The following is a 17,104-nucleotide window of genomic DNA, read 5'->3' on the forward strand; positions in this document are numbered from 1 at the left end:
TGACGCCCCGCCATGCAGCGCGTCGCGTCGCGTCGGGCAAGGCCTATCTGGTCGGCGACGAAAACCTGAGCTTTGCCGACTACTTCGCGGCGTTCTTCCGCGCGGCCGGCCAGCCGCAGCCGGTGCCGTGCGTCGACCACGAACATCCGCTGCCGCCAGACCTCGCGAATACGGGGCGCGGCAACGTCGTGTCGTACGAGCCGGACCCGGCGGATGTCGCGGTGCTGCGCTACCGGCGCGGCGACGTGCAGCCCGCGGTCGACGAAGTCGTCGTGCATTGCCGCGCGCTGTGAGCGGCGTCGTGCGCGTCGTGGCGTGCGCATGAAAAACGTCCCGCGCGGCCTGCATGGCCAGCGCGGGACGTCGTGTGCGATGCGCCGGCGCTCCGGCACATGAACTTACTCGCCGACGCGTTCCTCGATCTTCTTCATCGTGTCGAGCAGCGCGGCCGGCAGACGCAGCTTCAGCGTATCGAACAACTGCGCATGCAGCTTCAGCTCGTCGCGCCATTCGGCGGCGTCCATCGACGTGACCGCATCGAACTGCTCACGCGTGAACGCGAGCCCGTCCCAGTGCAGCTCGTCATAAGCCGGCGACACGCCGAACGCATGCTCGGCGCCGCCGCCCTGCCCTTCGAGACGGTCGAGCATCCACTTCAGCACCCGCATGTTCTCGCCGAAGCCCGGCCACACGAACTTGCCGTTGCCGTCCTTGCGGAACCAGTTCACGCAGTAGATCTTCGGCGGCGTCGCACCGCTCGCGGCGAGTTGCTCGCCCATCTTCAGCCAGTGGCCGAAATAGTCGCTCATGTTGTAGCCGCAGAACGGCAGCATCGCGAACGGGTCGCGCCGCACGATGCCCTGCTGGCCGACCGCCGCGGCGGTCGTTTCCGAGCCCATCGTCGCAGCCATGTACACGCCTTCGACCCAGTCGCGCGCCTCGGTGACGAGCGGCACGGTGGTCGAACGGCGCCCGCCGAAGATGAACGCGTCGATCGGCACGCCGGCCGGGTTCTCCCAGTCGGCGTCGATCGACGGGCATTGCGCGGCCGGCGCGGTGAAGCGCGAGTTCGGATGCGCGGCCTTGCGGCCGGTTTCCTTGCCGATCTCCGGCGTCCACGGGTTGCCCTGCCAGTCGGTGAGCTTTGCGGGCGGCGTGTCGGTCAGCCCTTCCCACCACACGTCGCCGTCCTCGGTCAGCGCGACGTTCGTGAAGATCACGTTTTCCTTCAGCGTCGAGATCGCGTTCGGATTGGTCTTTTCACCGGTGCCGGGCGCGACGCCGAAGAAGCCCGCCTCCGGGTTGATCGCGTACAGCCGGCCGTCGCGGCCGGGCTTCAGCCACGCGATGTCGTCGCCGATCGTCGTGACCTGCCAGCCGTCGAAACCCTTCGGCGGAATCAGCATCGCGAAGTTGGTCTTGCCGCACGCGGACGGGAACGCCGCCGCGACGTGATACTTCTTGCCGGCCGGCGACGTCACGCCGAGGATCAGCATGTGCTCGGCGAGCCAGCCCTGGTCGCGGCCCATCGTCGACGCGATGCGCAGCGCGAAGCATTTCTTGCCGAGCAGCGCGTTGCCGCCGTAGCCGGAGCCGAAGCTCCAGATCTCGCGCGACTCGGGAAAATGCACGATGTACTTGACCGGGTTGCACGGCCACGGCACGTCCTGCTGGCCCGCTTCGAGCGGATGGCCGACGCTGTGCACGCACGGCACGAAATCGCCGTCCTCGCCGAGCACGTCGTACACGTCGCGGCCCATGCGCGTCATGATCCGCATGTTCACCGCGACGTACGGGCTGTCCGACAGTTCGACGCCGACGTGCGCGATGGGCGAGCCGAGCGGGCCCATCGAGAACGGCACGACATACAGCGTGCGGCCGCGCATCGCGCCGCGGAACAGGCCGTCGAGCGTCTCGCGCATTTCGTCGGGCGCGACCCAGTTGTTGGTCGGGCCGACGTCGTCGCGCGACGCGGCGCAGATGAACGTGCGATCCTCGACGCGCGCGACGTCCGACGGATCGGACTGCGCCAGATACGAATTGGGACGCTTCACGGGATCGAGCCGCTTGAGCGTCCCCTGGTCGACCATTGCCTGGCACAGCCCGTCGTATTCGGCCTGCGAGCCGTCGCACCAGACGACGCGGTCGGGCTCGGTGAGTTCGGCGATGCGCGCCACCCAGTCGATCAGCCCGCGATGCTTGACGAATGCGGGCGGTGCGATCGTCGGGCCGTGTGTGACTTCGGCCATGGTGTTTCGCTGCATGAGAGTGTCTCCAGAATTATCGACAACGGATGGGGGAAGCGGGCCGGGCCCGCGAGATGGGGAAGCGATTCGGGAGGCAGGTTGCAGCGTTCACGGCGCGCAGGACGGGACGCGCGAGCTGGGCGCGTGCCGGAGCCGTGATGCGGGCGAGAGGGCTGGATGTCTCGTTGGAATATGCGAACGCGTGTTTCGCCATGCATGCAACCTGACGTACGACTACATGCAGGTCAGCATACCATCGCAGAAATCGCATTGGCGTTGCGCTGCAGCAAGGCGGCGCTGCGAAAGCGGCCGGGCACGCGCGTTGCATGCGCGTAATTCTTACTGGCACTGTTTCGGCGCTGCGCGGGCGGGATCGGCGCACATGGCCGTCCGGCAAGGGTTTCGCGGCGTCGGGAAATCCGACGCAAAACGGCCGAAGGCAACGAACGTGCCCGCATCGGCCGCACATTCGCGTTTTCGCTACTGCGGCAAACCCTGAATTAGGTTGCGGACACAACTTCGCGACCGGGCGCGCTCGGCGCGCTGGTCGAGGACGCGTGGCAAGTGTTGGGAGTCCGCTGTATTCGACAGTCGGCCCGTCAGTTTCTTGATGTAGATCAGGGCTGCACGGAAAAACAAGGCGGCGAGTGCAATTCCGCCGACGCGGCTCGAAGCGACTCATGGTCGACCAGCCTGCCGAACGCCATGAGCAACCCAAAGAAGCAAAGGACGACGCCTCCTGACAATCCGATGCAGTCGTAAAGGCGCAATCGTGTGAACGGTTGCATGGCGTCGCCCGGTTGGACTGTTGAAGATCCGGATTCGTCAGTGGCCGCGAGCCAGCACGACCAATCCTGCACCGTATACCGCGCCGGCCGCAGCACCGAGCGCCGCAACATGCGGGCCGAGCGCGGCAGCCAATGTGCCGCCGATCAACGCGCCCCGAGCGGCCGTTCGAGAGCGTGACCGCACCGATCCCGCCGTCGTTCACGCTCACCGCGAACCGTTTCGCGCCCGCCGTTTCGACACCCCTCCCGACAGCAGCCGCACGCCTCCGGCCGGCCTTTCGTCATATCAAAGACGAAATGTCTAGAACTATACAAAACATCGATATATACTCGTGGGCATCTTCCCGAGTCGATGGGCACATCGGACATGAGCGACTACCCGGTTTTCGAGCGGCTTTGCACGTTGCTGAACACGTCCGGCGCGCGGTTTCGCGTGCTGGAACATCCCGCGGAGGGGAAATCCGACGCGATCGCCGCGCTGCGCGGCACGGCCCCCGGCCAGGGCGCGAAGGCGATGCTCTGCACGTTCAAGGACGGCGGCGACGCCACGGTGCTCGCCGTGATCCCCGGCGACCGCAAGGTGGATTTCCGCAAGATCAGCGACGTCGTCGGCCGCAGGAAGGCCACGCTGGCGCCGCCCGAACTGGCCGCCGAGATCACGAACTGCGTGATGGGCGCCGTGCCGCCGTTCGTGTTCGACGATCGCGTGACGCTCGTCGTCGATCCGATGCTGATCGAATCCAACGCTGAAATCGCGTTCAACGCGGGCCGCCTCGACCGCTCGGTCGTCCTCGACGCCGCCGACTACGTGCGCATCGCGCAGCCGCTGCTGGCCGACATCACACGGCCGGACGCGGCACTCTGACGCCCACCCCGGCCCCCCTTCGACCATGGCCAAGCCCAACGTCAAATCGGAGCAGGCATCGCTGCTCGAACAGGTGCAGCAGATCGCGCAGGGGCTCGGCGAGATGTTCGCGCCGTTCACCGAAGTCGTGGTGCACGACCTGCGCACGCCCGAGCACGCGATCCTTGCGATCCACAACAACCTGTCCGGCCGCGCGGTCGGCGATCCGGCCACCGAACTCGGCCTCGCGCGCATCGCCGACGACGACTATCCGCAGGTGCTCGCGAACTACCCGAACCGGCTCGCCGACGGCCGCACCGCGAAAAGCACGTCGATCGGCATCAAGGATTCCAGCGGCCGCTACATCGCCGCGCTGTGCCTGAACGCCGACGTCACGCTGCTGCGCGGGATCCAGGGCATGCTGAGCCAGTTCTGCGCCACCGACGGCGCGCCGGCGCGCGAAACGCTGGACCCGGCCAACGCGGACGCGATCCGCGAGCGCATCGACGCGTTCGCGATGAACCTCGCGACCACGCCGCAATCGCTGAAGACCGAGCAGCGCCGCGAGCTGATGCAGGCGCTGAAGGCGGACGGCTATCTGGAAGTGCGGCGCTCGATGGAGATCGTCGCGCAGCATCTCGGCGTGTCGCGCGCGACGGTGTACAACGATGCGAAGTGACGCCCGCCTGCTGCTGCTCGACAAGGACGACGTCGAGCGCCTGCTCGTCGCCGACGACGTGCTCGCGGCCGTCGCGCACGCATTCGAATTGCACCGGCTGCGCGACGGCCGCGTGTTCCCGGTGATCCGCGAGCGGCTCGCGACCGGCGGCGTGTTCGGCATCAAGGCCGGTGACGTGCCGTCCGAAGCGCTGCTGGGGTTCAAGGCGGCGGGCTTCTGGCCGTCGAACCGGGCCGTGGGCGGCGAGCCGCACCAGGCGACCGTGATGCTGATCGACCCGGCCACCGGCCGCCCGCGCTGCGTGATCGACGGCAATGCGATCACGACGATGCGCACCGGCGCGGCCGGCGGCCTCGGGCTGCGCGCGCTGGCGCGCCCCGACAGCCGCAGCCTGTGCGTATTCGGCACCGGCGTGCAGGCGCGCATCCAGGTGACGTTCGCGCTGCGCATGCTCCCCGCAATCGAGACCGTGCGCTACCTCACCGCGAGCGGCGCTGCCGATGCCCGTTTCGAGGCGCTGTTCCGCGACCGTTGCACGGTGTCGCACGCGACGAACGCGGACGACACGGTGGCGGCCAGCGATGTCGTGATCACTGCGACGCCGGGCGGCGGCCCGCTGTTCGGCCCGGACGCGGTGCAGCCCGGCACGCACGTCAATTGCGTCGGCGCCGATACGGCCGGCAAGCGGGAGTTGCCCGACGGGCTGCTCGAACGCGTCCGGCTGTTCGTCGACGATCGCATCCAGGCGCGCCTGATCGGCGAAGCGCAATGGGCGCCCGGCGTCGACTGCGTCGAACTCGGCGACGTGCTCGCCGCGCCCGATGCCGTCGAGCGCGAGCCGCACGACATCACCGTCTTCGACATGACCGGCCTCGCGCTGCAGGATCTCGCCGTCGCGCGGATGCTGGTCGAGCGGGCCGACCAGGCCGGCATCGGCACGCGCGTGCCGTGGCCATGGTGACGTTACCGTCCGCCGCGCCACGCGGCGCCGCAGAACCTGTCGGGGCGGGCCGCCTGCCCCGATGCGTGCAAGACGTGCGTGACATGCGCCATGCACGCGAAACCGCTGGCGGCCTGCGCTGCGCAGGCCGCCCTTCCTGATCGATTCCCTAGAGCGAGTGTTCGATGAATCAGTTGCCTCTCCCCACCTACGCCGATGTCGCCGCCGCCGCGGCCCGCCTCGAAGGCCATGCGCACCGTACGCCGGTGATGACGTCGCGGACGATCAACGAGGAACTCGGCGCGCAGGTGTTCTTCAAGTGCGAGAACCTGCAGCGCATGGGGGCATTCAAGTTCCGCGGCGCGTTCAACGCGCTGTCCCGCTTCACCGACGAGCAGCGCCGCAACGGCGTGGTCGCGTTCTCGTCCGGCAACCATGCGCAGGCGATCGCGCTGTCGGCGCGGCTGCTCGGGATGCCCGCGACGATCGTGATGCCGAGCGACGCGCCGGCCGCGAAGGTCGAGGCAACGCGCGGCTACGGCGGCAACGTCGTGATGTACGACCGCTATACGGAAGATCGCGAGCAGATCGGCCGCGATCTCGCCGAACGTCACGGGCTCACGCTGGTCCCGCCGTACGATCACCCGGACGTGATCGCGGGCCAGGGCACCGCGGCAGCCGAGCTGTATGCGGAGGTCGGGCCGCTCGACGCGCTGTTCATGCCGCTCGGCGGCGGTGGCCTGCTGTCCGGTTCGGCGCTGGCGACGCGCGAGCTGTCGCCGGCCACGCGGCTGTACGGCGTGGAGCCCGAGGCCGGCAACGACGCGCAGCAGTCGTTCCGTTCCGGCAAGATCGTGCACATCGATACGCCGAAGACCATCGCGGACGGCGCGCAGACCCAGCACCTCGGCAACCTGACGTTTCCGATCATCCGTCGCGACGTCGACGACATCCTGACGGCCAGCGACGCGCAACTGATCGACTGCATGCGTTTCTTCGCATTGCGTATGAAGATTATCGTCGAGCCGACCGGCTGCCTCGGCCTGGCCGCCGCGCGGCAGATGAAGGAGCAGCTCGCGGGCAAGCGCGTCGGCGTGATCATCAGCGGCGGCAACGTCGATCTGGAGAAGTTCTGCGCGCTGGTGGCGCAGCCGGCGGCGTAAGCGTTCGGGCGTGCGCACGCACGCCTGAAAGAAGCCGCAGCATGCTGTCATGCGCACGACGCCGCGTCGTCACGCGGCGTTAAGTTTCGCGACCTAGACTGATGGAGTTGTTTCGCGGTTTTGTCGCGCAAGGAGTTGCCATGAACACGCACGCGATCGCCGCCGCCCTGGCGGCCGTTTCTCTTTCGGCGTTCGCTCAACCGGGCGCTTTGACGTCCGGCTCCCCGTCCTCCGCACCATCGCTCACTGACGTGCCGCAAACGGCGGCGCAACTGCCCGGCGCCCTGCCTTCCACCAGCGGTGTCGTGCTCGCGAAAATCGATCAGAACAATACGCCGCCCGATCGCGGCGGCGACCCGAGCGGCCGGCAGCACGCGGGCACGCGGATGTAAGCGCGCGACGGCGCGGGCTGCGCGCGCACTACCCGTTCGCATTCAAGGATCGAGACCGGTGTCGACGTGTTCGCGATTTCAGACGTCGCCGAGGATCTGGTCGTGCCGATCATGGACGCGCCGATCCGCATCGACCGCGACGCGCTGACGCTCGGCTATGCCGGCACGTACTCGTCGTTCCTGCTGTTCGCGAAGCGCGCGGAGGCGAAGTACAAGGTGCCGGCGCGCGACACTCTCGTCGAACTGGGCGGACAGCGGCTCGTCGGCGGGCAGGAAGACATGATCGAGGATGCGGCACCGACGATGGCGCGGGCGCAGGGGGTGGCGGTGTGAGCGTTCGGAAAGCGGTTTCCCGAATCCGCGTGACGGCCCCGGGCCGCTGATCTCACTATGACGCCGCGGCGGGCCACGCCGCCGCGTCGTGCGAATCCGGCGGGGACCGCTCCCCGCCTTCGTCATGCCGCGTCGATCAGCGGCGCGGCGGGCCGCTGCGGGCCGGCGCGCGTTCGTCCTTGTGCCGGTAGTTGATGCGACCCTTCGTCAGGTCGTACACCGACAGCTCCAGCGTGACGCGGTCACCCGCGAGGATGCGGATATGGTTCTTGCGCATGCGGCCCGACGCATACGCGCCCACCACAGCACCGTTTTCCAGCGTGACGCGATATTTGCTGTCCGGCAGCACTTCGTCGACGATTCCGTCCAATTCCAGCAGTTCTTCTTTTGCCAAACCAATTCCTCCAGACAAGGTGATTGAGATCGCAGCTGCAACGGTCGCCGGGCGCATGCGCCCGTGCAAGCGCGCGCTCGAGCCGGCTCGCGATCGGAGCCCGGCGCGTCGCTGCGTGGTGCGATCGGAAAGGCGGTGCCGACGGTGCCGCCAAAATCAAGGCCGCGCCGGTATCGGCATGGCCTCGGGCCGCTCGGGTTGCTGCGATTGTTTCGATGCGAGACGCCCGGCGCTTTCGCCGAGATGCCTCGTTGCGCGTCATGCGGGCGCGCGATGGGTGGAGCGCCTGGCGATGGGTGCGTCGCGGATCTCGCGATGCGCCGCGTCATTCGCCGGCGATACGGGCTACGGGTGCGCCCATGAGCACTGGACGCTCGATCGGGAGGCGATTGCCGCCGTATGCCGACTGCAATCGCCAGGATGCGGCAGGCGCCGCGAGGCGGCATCTGCGCGGCGCCGGCCCCGTTCGGGAGGCCGGCGCGGTACGACTTACTGCGGCGTGATGTTCGACGCTTGCAGGCCCTTCGGGCCGCGCTTCACTTCGTAGCTGACCTTCTGGCCTTCGGCCAGGGTCTTGAAGCCCGTGCCGCGGATTTCCGAGAAGTGTGCGAACAGGTCGTCGCCGCCGTTATCCGGGGAGATGAAGCCGAAACCCTTGGTTTCGTTGAACCACTTGACGGTACCGGTATCCATGAAATATTTCCTTAAAACAAATAATCAAACTCGCGCCCTGTCCGGGCACGAACAAAGAGTCAAAGAGGGAGAGACCAACGACTGCCGCACGCAGCGGCCAATGATGAGCAATCGAGCATCTTGAAGACTTCGGTCACGGACACTACCCTTCGCCGGGCATTCCGTCAAGCTGATTCGATGCGACGGGGTGGCGCAGGCAGCCGCCGGCGCCCCGACAAAAGGGCCGGGGCGCTTGCGCCACCGCCCTCCCGGTGCCGGTGGCGGCGCCCTCACGGGTCGATTCGACCCTTACCGCTCGAACACGTGATGCAGCGCCGGCGGCGCCCTCGCCGTCCCGGATCCGCATCTCGAACGCCTTGCGCGCGACGCTCGACGGCCGCACGTCCGACGAGATCATCTGGTCGTTGCAGTGCCGGCCGGCGTCGTGGGCAGCTTCACGTCGTGCGCGGCGGCGCGGTCGAGCGCGCCGCCGACCTCGTCCATCGAATCGACTTCGGCCATCACGTCCGACGGCGCGGCCGTCTCGAACAGTGCGATGCTGTGGTGGCGCGCGTTGCGGCAGTGCATGAAGTGGATGCGCTTCTCCGGTTCCGCCGGATCGGGCGTGAATTTCACGCGGTAGACGCGGTAGATGTCGGACAGCTCGAAGCCGAGCACGTCGCGCACGATCGCGTCGGTCGCGCCGAACTGCGGCGCGGGCAGCACCGCGTGGCCGAGGCCCATGCTGCCGGTGACGAAGCGCGGCACGCCGAGCGGCGACACGAAGCGGCGGAAGTCGCAGCGCGCGCGCCAGTACAGCTCGCGGCGGCTGCCGGACGGATCCTCGCGCCACACCATCGCCCGCACGCGGCGCAGTGCGGCTTCGTCGCGGGTCGCCCGGATCGGCTCGACGGCCGCGCGCTGCAGCGCCGCGCAGGCCGCGTCGAACGCGGCGGCGTCGGCCGGCTCCCAGCCCGATGCGTGATAGCAGCCCGCGTTGCCGGGAACGATCAGGTAGCGGAAATCACGCTCGTCCATCTTCAGGTACAGCGCGCCGTCGGGCGTATCGAGCGCCTGCATGCCCAGCATGTCTTGCGCGTAGCGGCACCACGCATCGACGCGCGTCGCCTCGACAACGACGTAGCCGAGCGCACGGACCTCGATCATGTCGGCCTCCTCCAGGTTCAGAATCCGTTGTTCGTGAAAGGATTCAGGCCAGCCGGGGGCGCGTCACATCGTCTGTTGGGACGAGAGGCGGCGGGGTTGGGCGCCGATGCGGCTTTCGAACCGATTCCGTCGATTGAATCTTGCGGCGTGCATTTGAAACGATGCGAGACGGAATTCGATTAATTTTTCCGGCGTTATTACGCGAACAAACCAGCCGCACATAAATTACCAAAAATAATAACTCTTATTAAATAATATTATATTAACAAATTCATTTTCAGGATATAGATTTTCATTCATTGTTTTTGCAATTGCATTGAAGGCGAATCAGATAAATACAAATCTGCGATCAAGCCCTCACGGCCAATGAAGATCATTAAATAATCAATTAAAACAAGGCACCTGCCTGCCCACCGGCTCGATTAATCGGCAACAACAAAGAGAGTCATTGGAAGCGTTTCCAAGCCATGTCCTCGCAATGCATTTAATTCGCCCGGCATATTTTCATGCCAGCTGAGGGGCGCCTAATGTTCGATAAATATTTCGAATCTCAGAAATTCATAAGTTTGAAAAGGAGATTCAAATGAGCAAGTTGATCAATAAAATCGCTGTCGCCGCGTTGGGTTCGCTGCTCGCAACCGGCGCGCTGGCCCAGCAAATCAGGACGCACGGGGCCGTCACGCAGATCACGTTACCCGAGCGTGCCCTGCAAGTTGCCGCGATCGATTTCAAGAACGCCAAACCGATGCCGTTGCCAAGGCCGATCACTGCGCCGGCTTCGATGCTGGATTCGCTGATGTACAACGCCCGGCCGGCGCTCGGCGTGCCGGGCTTTGCGCAAGGCGGCGCCGGGGACGGCAGGCAAAGGCCCGTGCAACTCGTCGCGCCCATCGATTTGAGCCAGACCGGTGTCCAGCCGCAGGAATTCGGAACGTCGAATCAGCCCTATACCACCAGCCAGGTGAATGCATACGGCAACAATACGCAGTATTACTATCCGTTCCGCGCAGCCGGCAAGCTGTTCTTCAACATCGGCTCGGCGACTTATCTGTGCTCTGCGTCGCTGATCAAACCAGGGGTAGTCGTCACGGCCGCGCACTGCGTCGCGAATTTCGGCCAGCGGCAGTTCTACTCGAACTGGGTATTCGTTCCCGCCTATAGCAACGGAAGCGCGCCCTATGGCACATGGTACGGCGCGTCCGCCACCGTCATGACGTCCTACTACGACGGCTCCGATCCATGCGCCGTCGCCGGCGTCATCTGCCAGGACGACATCGCCGTGATCGTGCTGTCGCCGCAAGGCGGATCGTATGCGGGCAACAGCGCCGGATGGTATGGCTATGGATGGAACGGCTATAGCTACAACCCGTCGGGGTTCGCGCTGATCGACCAGCTCGGCTACCCGGTGGCGCTGGATAGCGGCGTCTACATGGAGCGCAACGAATCGCAAGGTTTCGTATCCGCCAGCAACTCGAACAACACGATCATCGGTTCGCTGATGACCGGGGGTTCGAGCGGCGGCCCATGGCTCGTCAACCTCGGCATGCCGCCGGCACTCAGCGGCACGGGTTTCGGCAACGCAGCGTCGCACAACGTCGTGGTGGGCGTGACGAGCTGGGGTTATACGGACACGACGGTGAAGCAGCAAGGCGCGTCGCCGTTCACGAGCGGCAATATCGTGACGCTCGTGAATACCGTATGCGGCAGCACGCCGGCAGCGTGTTGACGGCCGCCTGACGTAACGCGTCGCGCGTGGCTTTGCGCTCGTCGTGCCGATCGGCGCCGCTGGTCGGCGCTTCGCGCGACGCTAATCGAACGGATTCGCCAGCCGGACCCCTGTCTTCGCGAAATCGTCGACGTTGCGGGTCACGACCGTCAGGTCGTCGATGAGCGCCGTTGCGGCGATCAGCTTGTCGAGCGCATGCTCCGGATGCGGGACGCGCAGGTGGCCCCACCGCTGGCCGCTGTCGATGTCGCTGTCGATGTCGCTGTCGCTGTCGCTGTCGCTGTCGCTGTCGCTGTCGCTGTCGCTGTCGCTGTCGCTGTCGCTGTCGCTGTCGCTGTCGCTGTCGCTGTCGCTGTCGCTGTCGCTGTCGCTGTCGCTGTCGATGTCGACGTCGACGTCGACGTCGACGTCGATCGGCAGGATGTTCGGCGCGTAGTCGGACAGGATCGTCGCGAGCCATGCCTTGAGCGTCGACGCCTGCCGGAGATCGCCGCGAACCGGCTGCCGGCCGCGCGCTGAGCCGCGTGCCCGCTCAGCCGATGTCACGCGCCTGCGCGAGCGCCGCCAGGTTCCCTTCCCCGAACCCGTGATGCCCCCGGCGCTGGACGATCTCGAAGAAGATCTCGCCCGGCCGGCGCTTGACGAAGGTCTGGAAGAACAGCTTCGGCACGCCGTCGTCGCCGATCTCGCCGTCGATCAGCACCGCCCGGCTGCGCAGCGCGCCGAGATCGACGCCGTGCCCCGGCAGCCGCGCATCGACCGCGTCGTAGTAGCGCGCGGGCGGCTCGATGAACTCGACGCCGTTCGCGCGCAGCCGGTCAACGCACGACAGGATGTCGTCCGTCGCAAGCGCGACGTGCTGCACGCCCTCGCCCGGATGGTCCGGCAGGTACGCGTGCATCAGCTCGGTGCGGCGCGTGCCCTCCTCGTAGACGGGAATCCGCAGCGCGCCGCACGGCGACACCATCACGCGCGATTCCTCCGACACGTGCCAGTGCGCGTCGATCTCGTGGATTTCGCGGAAATGCAGCAGGTCGTGGTAGAAGTCCAGCCATTCCTGCATGCGCCCCGCGCCGACCGTCTGCGTGAAATGGTCGACCTGCTGCAGCCCGGTGCCCGCGAAGTCGAGATCGGTGTGCGCAGTGGCGACGTCGATCGGCCGGAAGTCGATGTCGAAGATCGAGATGTCGCCGACGCCGCCGCGCTGGCCGTCCCGCCCGCGCCAGCGGTCGACGAAGTACAGGTGCGAATCGCCGATGCCCTGGATCGCCGGGATCTTCAGCTCGCCGACGCCGACCCGCTCGCCCTCGAACGCCCACGCGCCGAGCGTGATCGCCCGCTCGAACGCGCGCCGCGCATTGGCCACGCGCAGGCCGATCGCGCACACCCCCATCCCGTACTCCTGCGCATAGCGCGCGGCGAACGAATCGGGCTCGGCGTTGATCAGGAAATGCATCTGGCCCTGCCGATACAGCGTGACGGCCTTGCTCACGTGCCGGGCGATCGCCTTGAAGCCGAGCTGCTCGAAGCGTTGCGCGAGCGCCTGCGGCACGGGCGCCGCGAACTCGACGAATTCCAGGCCGGCCATCCCGAGCGGATTGGCGGCCGGATCGTCGACGGGCGGCGTATCGCTGGACAAGGGGGGATGAGTGCCGAGCATTCCAGTCTCCGGGGGCAAGCGGTCGTTGACGATGCGCCGGGCGCAGTGCTGCCCGGCCTGCGCGGCACCGGACCTTCGGCCCGTGCCGCCAATGTGTTCAATGGTGCCGATTTTAACCAGATCGTTCATGCCGGCACACCTCGGCCGAACGGCCAAGTGTTTCGTTCCGCTCAGTGCAAACCCGGAAAGCGTTCGATAAACGCACGCATTTGAACGATAATCGCGCAATTTGGCCGTTCGGCCGATTGCCGCGCCGCCACGCCGGCCCTATGCTCCGGTCACCCATCGCCTTCAATGCAGCATCGGACGCGGCGCCGCCACGATTCCATGATGCGCCGTGCCAGGAGACATCACCATGACCCCAGCCTTTGACACCCTCGACACCGCAGGCACCGCGCGGGCGCGCAGCCAGGCCCGCAAGGCGGCGCTCGGCAGCTTCGTCGGCGCCGTCGTCGACTGGTACGACTTCCTGCTGTACGGGATCGTCGCCGCGCTCGTGTTCAATTCCGAGTTCTTCCCGAAGGTCAGCCCGACGATGGGCACGCTCGCGGCGTTCGCGACATTCGGCGTCGGCTTTCTGTTCCGCCCGCTCGGCGGTGTCGTGTTCGGCCATTACGGCGACCGGCTCGGCCGCAAGCGGATGCTCGTGCTGACGGTGATGCTGATGGGGCTGTCGACCGTCGCGATCGGCCTGCTGCCGACCTTCGCGACGATCGGCTGGTGGGCGCCGGTGCTGCTCGTCGCGATGCGTGCGCTGCAGGGCTTCGCGGTCGGCGGCGAATGGGGCGGCGCGGCGCTGATGGCCGTCGAGAGCGCGCCGCGCAAGAGGAAGGCGTTCTACAGCAGCGGCGTGCAGGTCGGCTACGGCGTCGGCCTCGTGCTCGCGACGGGCATCGTGTCGATTCTCGGCCACACGTTCGGCGATGCGGCGTTCAAGGCATGGGCGTGGCGCCTGCCGTTCGTGTTCAGCATCGTGCTGGTGCTGATCGGCCTGTGGGTGCGCCGCAGCATGGACGAGTCGCAGGAGTTCGTCGAGAAGGTCGAGCACGCGAACCGCAAGGTGCGCATGCCGGTGCTGGAAGCGCTGACGCGCCACCCGAAGGCGTTCCTGCTGATCATCGCGCTGCGCCTTGCCGAGCTGTTCACGATGTATATCGTCACCGCGTTCGCGCTCAGCTATTCGACCACCAACCTCGGCATGTCGCGCGACCTGTTCCTGAACATCGGCCTGCTGGTCGGCGCGGTGAGCTGCGTGACGATCCCCTGCTTTGCATGGCTCGCCGACCGTTTCGGCCTGCGCCGCATCTACCTGATCGGCGCGCTGATCGGCCTCGCGTCCGCGGTGCCGTTCTTCGTCGCGCTCGAGGCGCGGTCGATCGCGTGGATCGTGATCTTCTCGGTGCTGCTCGCGAACGTCGCGCACGATATGGTCGTGAGCGTCCAGCAGCCGCTCTTCACCGAGCTGTTCGGCGCGGAATACCGCTACAGCGGCGCAGGCGTCGGCTACCAGTTCGCGAGCGTGGTCGGCGGCGGCTTCACGCCGTTCATCGCGGTCGCCCTCACCAGCTTCGCCGGCGGTTCGTGGCACCTCGTCGCGGGCTACCTCGCGGCCGGTTGCCTGATTTCGCTGGTCGTTGCCGCGCGGATGCGGACGGCAAACTGATCTGCCCGCGTGATCCGCCCGCGCGTGGCCTGCCGTCGCGCGGCCGGCCACGCCGCCGTGTGCGCGACACGACGTCAAACACTGTCAATCCGGGCTGCGACCTCCCTGTTTCCAGCACGCAGTCTCCACGGGCACGTCCGACCAATGGCATCATATGGGCCTACGTCAGTCACCGATCTACCCCCAATACCATGTCGAATCTCATCGTTCACGGCGGCACGCCGCTGCGCGGCAACATCCAGCCGTCCGCGAACAAGAACGCCGTCCTGCCGATCCTGTGCGCCACCCTGCTCACCGACCAGCCGCTGCGGCTCGTCGGCGTGCCCGACATCACCGACGTGCGCAAGATCCTCGACATCTTCCGCACGCTCGGCAGCGACGTGTCGATCGATTTCACCACCGGCATCCTCGAGCTCCATCACCGCAACACGACGTTCGACCCGGCCGTGCACCGGCTGCCCGAGGCGATGCGCTCGTCGATCATGCTGATTCCGCCGCTGCTCGCGCGCTTCGGCGTCGCGCGCCTCGAGAACGACGTGAAGGGCTGCACGCTCGGCGTGCGCGAAATCGATCCGCACGTCGAGGTGTTCGAGCGCTTCGGCGCGCACATCGAGCGTACGCCCGACTCGCTGATCGTCCGCGCGGACGGCCCGCTGAAAGCCAACGATCACTGGCTCGACTACGCGTCGGTCACCACCACCGAGAACTTCGCGCTGTGCGCGACCGCGGCGGCGGGCACGTCGACGCTGATGAACGCGGCGTCCGAGCCGCACGTGCAGGAGTTCTCGCAATTCCTCGCGATGCTGGGCGTCGGCATCGAAGGCATCGGCACGTCGCGGCTGTGCGTCACCGGCGGGTGCAAGCTCGGCGGCGGCGAGTTCCGCTTCGCCGAGGATTTCCACGAGATCGCGACGTTCCTCGCGCTCGGCGCGATCACCGGCGGGGACATCGCCGTGCGCAACTCCGTGCCCGAGCATTTCCCGCTGATCGATCGCACGTTCGCGAAGTTCGGCGTCAACGTCACGCACCGCGACGGCTGGTCGCGCGCGGAACGCGACGGCCCGCTGCGCGTGCGCAGGCCGTTCACGCAGAACATCCTGACCAAGATCGAAGCCGCGCCGTGGCCGTACCTGCCGGTCGACCTGCTGCCGATCTTCATCGCGCTCGGCGTGCAGGCCGAAGGCAGCGCGATGTTCTGGAACAAGGTCTACGACGGCGCGCTCGGCTGGTCGGGCGAACTGTCGAAGTTCGGCGCGCACGTGCTGCTGTCGGATCCGCACCGGCTGATCACGTTCGGCGGGCTGAAGCTCACGCCCGCGCGCGTCGAGAGCCCGTACATCATCCGCGTCGCGATCGCGCTGCTGATGGTGGCCGCGAGCATCGAAGGCCGCTCGGAAATCATGAACGCACTGCCGATCCGCCGCGCGCACCCGCATTTCGTCGAGAACCTGCGCTCGGTCGGCGCGAACGTGGAGTGGACGAGCAGCGAGTAACGCCGCTCCGGAAGCCCCGCACGTCATACCTTCCGTCTCGCTTCCCGGCCGCGTCCCGCGCGCGGCCGGGCAATTGCTGCCGCATATCCTGACCGACCCGCACGCCCTCCCATTTGCGCGATAATCGCCCACACCCGCGCGCTCACCGCCCCACCCCACGTTTCCGCCCCATGAAAAAGGCCGAACTCGACAAGCGCGACTGGATCGCCGGCCTGGAAAAAGGCCTGATGATCCTCGAGGCGTTCGACAGCCAGCACGCGCGCATGACGCCGACCCAGGCCGCCGCCCGCACCGGCCTCACGCGCACCGCCGCGCGGCGCTATCTGCTGACGCTCGAATCGCTCGGCTACGTCTACACCGACGGCAAGCTGTACGGCCTCACGCCACGCGTGCTGCGGGTCGGCTGGTCGTATTTCGATTCCGCGCGCCTGCCGCGCACCGTGCAGCCGTATCTGCAGCAGCTCAGCGCGACGCTCAACGAATCCGCCTACGTGAGCGTGCTCGACGAATGGGAACTGGTGTTCATCGCGCGCAACGGCGTGTCGCGCGTGATGACGACGGGCTTCGTGCTCGGCGCGCGCGTGCCGGCACCGCTGACGTCGCCGGGCGTCGTGCTGCTCGCGCACCAGCCCGACCGCGACGCGATGCGCGCGTGGCTCGACCGGGCCGAACTTGCGCCGTTCACGCCGCATACGATCACCAACAAGGCCCGCCTGCTCGAACAGATCGACCACGCCCGCGACGACGGCTTCGCGGTGATCGAGCAGCAATTGCAGGTGGGCGTGCGCGGCATCGCGGTGCCGCTGAAGAACCGTCACGGCGAAGTCGTCGCCGCGCTCAGCACCAACATGCCGATCGGCGCGGAAACCACCGAAGCGGCCGTGCGCCGCGTGCTGCCGTCGCTGCAGGAAACCGCGCTCGCGATGCTGAACGTGCTCTGAGCG

The 17,104-nt window shown here is 67.0% G+C and carries 16 protein-coding genes and 2 pseudogenes; 12 read left to right on the forward strand and 6 right to left on the reverse strand.

From position 1 onward, the window contains the following. Positions 1 to 29 precede the first annotated feature (29 nt). A pseudogene (locus ABFO07_RS22450) lies at positions 30 to 293 on the forward strand (NAD-dependent epimerase/dehydratase family protein); the annotation flags it as partial. A 105-nt stretch (positions 294 to 398) separates the two neighbouring features. Here the strand turns inward: ABFO07_RS22450 and ABFO07_RS22455 are convergent. Then, positions 399 to 2,264, reverse strand: coding sequence for a phosphoenolpyruvate carboxykinase (GTP) (locus tag ABFO07_RS22455; protein ID WP_347469590.1), 1,866 nt, complete (start codon positions 2,262 to 2,264; stop codon positions 399 to 401). A gap of 1,137 nt (positions 2,265 to 3,401) precedes the next feature. Between ABFO07_RS22455 and ABFO07_RS22460 the strand changes: the two genes are divergently transcribed. The 6 genes and pseudogenes from ABFO07_RS22460 to ABFO07_RS22485 form a co-directional block, all read left to right on the forward strand. After that, a complete protein-coding gene (locus ABFO07_RS22460; RefSeq protein WP_059881015.1) occupies positions 3,402 to 3,899 on the forward strand; it encodes a YbaK/prolyl-tRNA synthetase associated domain-containing protein in 498 nt (165 codons plus the stop codon). Positions 3,900 to 3,924: 25 nt separating this feature from the next. Further along, the gene (locus ABFO07_RS22465; protein WP_059566754.1) at positions 3,925 to 4,557 is read left to right on the forward strand and encodes a helix-turn-helix transcriptional regulator; all 633 of its coding nucleotides are present in this window, start codon (positions 3,925 to 3,927) and stop codon (positions 4,555 to 4,557) included. Continuing rightward, a complete protein-coding gene (locus ABFO07_RS22470; protein WP_060157956.1) occupies positions 4,547 to 5,518 on the forward strand; it encodes an ornithine cyclodeaminase family protein in 972 nt (323 codons plus the stop codon). Before ABFO07_RS22465 ends, ABFO07_RS22470 begins: the two co-directional genes overlap by 11 nt. A 164-nt stretch (positions 5,519 to 5,682) precedes the next feature. Continuing rightward, positions 5,683 to 6,660: a threo-3-hydroxy-L-aspartate ammonia-lyase gene (locus ABFO07_RS22475; RefSeq protein ID WP_059566752.1), complete on the forward strand. Its 978-nt coding sequence runs from the start codon at positions 5,683 to 5,685 to the stop codon at positions 6,658 to 6,660. A gap of 140 nt (positions 6,661 to 6,800) precedes the next feature. Then, positions 6,801 to 7,052 carry a hypothetical protein gene (locus tag ABFO07_RS22480; protein ID WP_059566772.1) on the forward strand — a complete coding sequence of 84 codons (252 nt, stop codon included), beginning with the start codon at positions 6,801 to 6,803 and terminating at the stop codon, positions 7,050 to 7,052. Between the two features lie 48 nt (positions 7,053 to 7,100). After that, positions 7,101 to 7,385 (forward strand): annotated as a pseudogene (locus tag ABFO07_RS22485) (4-hydroxy-2-oxovalerate aldolase); the annotation flags it as partial. Positions 7,386 to 7,521: 136 nt separating this feature from the next. Here ABFO07_RS22485 and infA read toward each other — a convergent pair. From infA to ABFO07_RS22500, 3 genes are all read right to left on the reverse strand, one after another. After that, positions 7,522 to 7,779 carry a translation initiation factor IF-1 gene (gene infA / locus ABFO07_RS22490; protein WP_026044026.1) on the reverse strand — a complete coding sequence of 86 codons (258 nt, stop codon included), beginning with the start codon at positions 7,777 to 7,779 and terminating at the stop codon, positions 7,522 to 7,524. Positions 7,780 to 8,268: 489 nt separating this feature from the next. Next, positions 8,269 to 8,472 carry a cold-shock protein gene (locus tag ABFO07_RS22495; protein ID WP_006751843.1) on the reverse strand — a complete coding sequence of 68 codons (204 nt, stop codon included), beginning with the start codon at positions 8,470 to 8,472 and terminating at the stop codon, positions 8,269 to 8,271. Positions 8,473 to 8,865: 393 nt separating this feature from the next. Beyond that, positions 8,866 to 9,618, reverse strand: a complete 753-nt coding sequence (locus tag ABFO07_RS22500) for a VOC family protein (protein ID WP_347469591.1) — start codon at positions 9,616 to 9,618, stop codon at positions 8,866 to 8,868. Positions 9,619 to 10,201: 583 nt separating this feature from the next. Here ABFO07_RS22500 and ABFO07_RS22505 point away from each other — a divergent pair. After that, complete coding sequence (locus ABFO07_RS22505; RefSeq protein WP_347469592.1) at positions 10,202 to 11,344, forward strand: trypsin-like serine peptidase; 1,143 nt, start codon at positions 10,202 to 10,204, stop codon at positions 11,342 to 11,344. An 81-nt stretch (positions 11,345 to 11,425) separates the two neighbouring features. On the opposite strand, the gene ABFO07_RS22510 is transcribed toward ABFO07_RS22505, so the two are convergent. Next, a complete protein-coding gene (locus tag ABFO07_RS22510; protein WP_347469593.1) occupies positions 11,426 to 11,890 on the reverse strand; it encodes a hypothetical protein in 465 nt (154 codons plus the stop codon). After that, a complete protein-coding gene (locus ABFO07_RS22515) occupies positions 11,877 to 13,004 on the reverse strand; it encodes a 4-hydroxyphenylpyruvate dioxygenase family protein (protein ID WP_059566750.1) in 1,128 nt (375 codons plus the stop codon). Before ABFO07_RS22515 ends, ABFO07_RS22510 begins: the two co-directional genes overlap by 14 nt. On the opposite strand from ABFO07_RS22515, the gene ABFO07_RS22520 reads away from it, so the two are divergent. The 4 genes from ABFO07_RS22520 to ABFO07_RS22535 all read left to right on the forward strand — a co-directional run bounded on the left by ABFO07_RS22520 (position 12,990) and on the right by ABFO07_RS22535 (position 17,101). After that, positions 12,990 to 13,217, forward strand: a complete 228-nt coding sequence (locus ABFO07_RS22520) for a hypothetical protein (RefSeq protein WP_155628872.1) — start codon at positions 12,990 to 12,992, stop codon at positions 13,215 to 13,217. The two genes, ABFO07_RS22515 and ABFO07_RS22520, sit on opposite strands and share 15 nt — an antisense overlap. Positions 13,218 to 13,359: 142 nt before the next feature. Then, positions 13,360 to 14,667, forward strand: coding sequence for a shikimate transporter (gene shiA / locus ABFO07_RS22525; RefSeq protein WP_060027370.1), 1,308 nt, complete (start codon positions 13,360 to 13,362; stop codon positions 14,665 to 14,667). Between the two features lie 191 nt (positions 14,668 to 14,858). After that, complete coding sequence (locus ABFO07_RS22530) at positions 14,859 to 16,160, forward strand: UDP-N-acetylglucosamine 1-carboxyvinyltransferase (RefSeq protein ID WP_059807637.1); 1,302 nt, start codon at positions 14,859 to 14,861, stop codon at positions 16,158 to 16,160. A gap of 170 nt (positions 16,161 to 16,330) precedes the next feature. After that, entirely contained in the window at positions 16,331 to 17,101 is a 771-nt protein-coding gene (locus tag ABFO07_RS22535; RefSeq protein ID WP_059807641.1) for an IclR family transcriptional regulator domain-containing protein, read from the forward strand. Positions 17,102 to 17,104 lie beyond the last annotated feature (3 nt).

Origin of the sequence: Burkholderia stagnalis, assembly GCF_039848545.1 — a bacterium.
GTDB lineage: Bacteria > Pseudomonadota > Gammaproteobacteria > Burkholderiales > Burkholderiaceae > Burkholderia > Burkholderia stagnalis.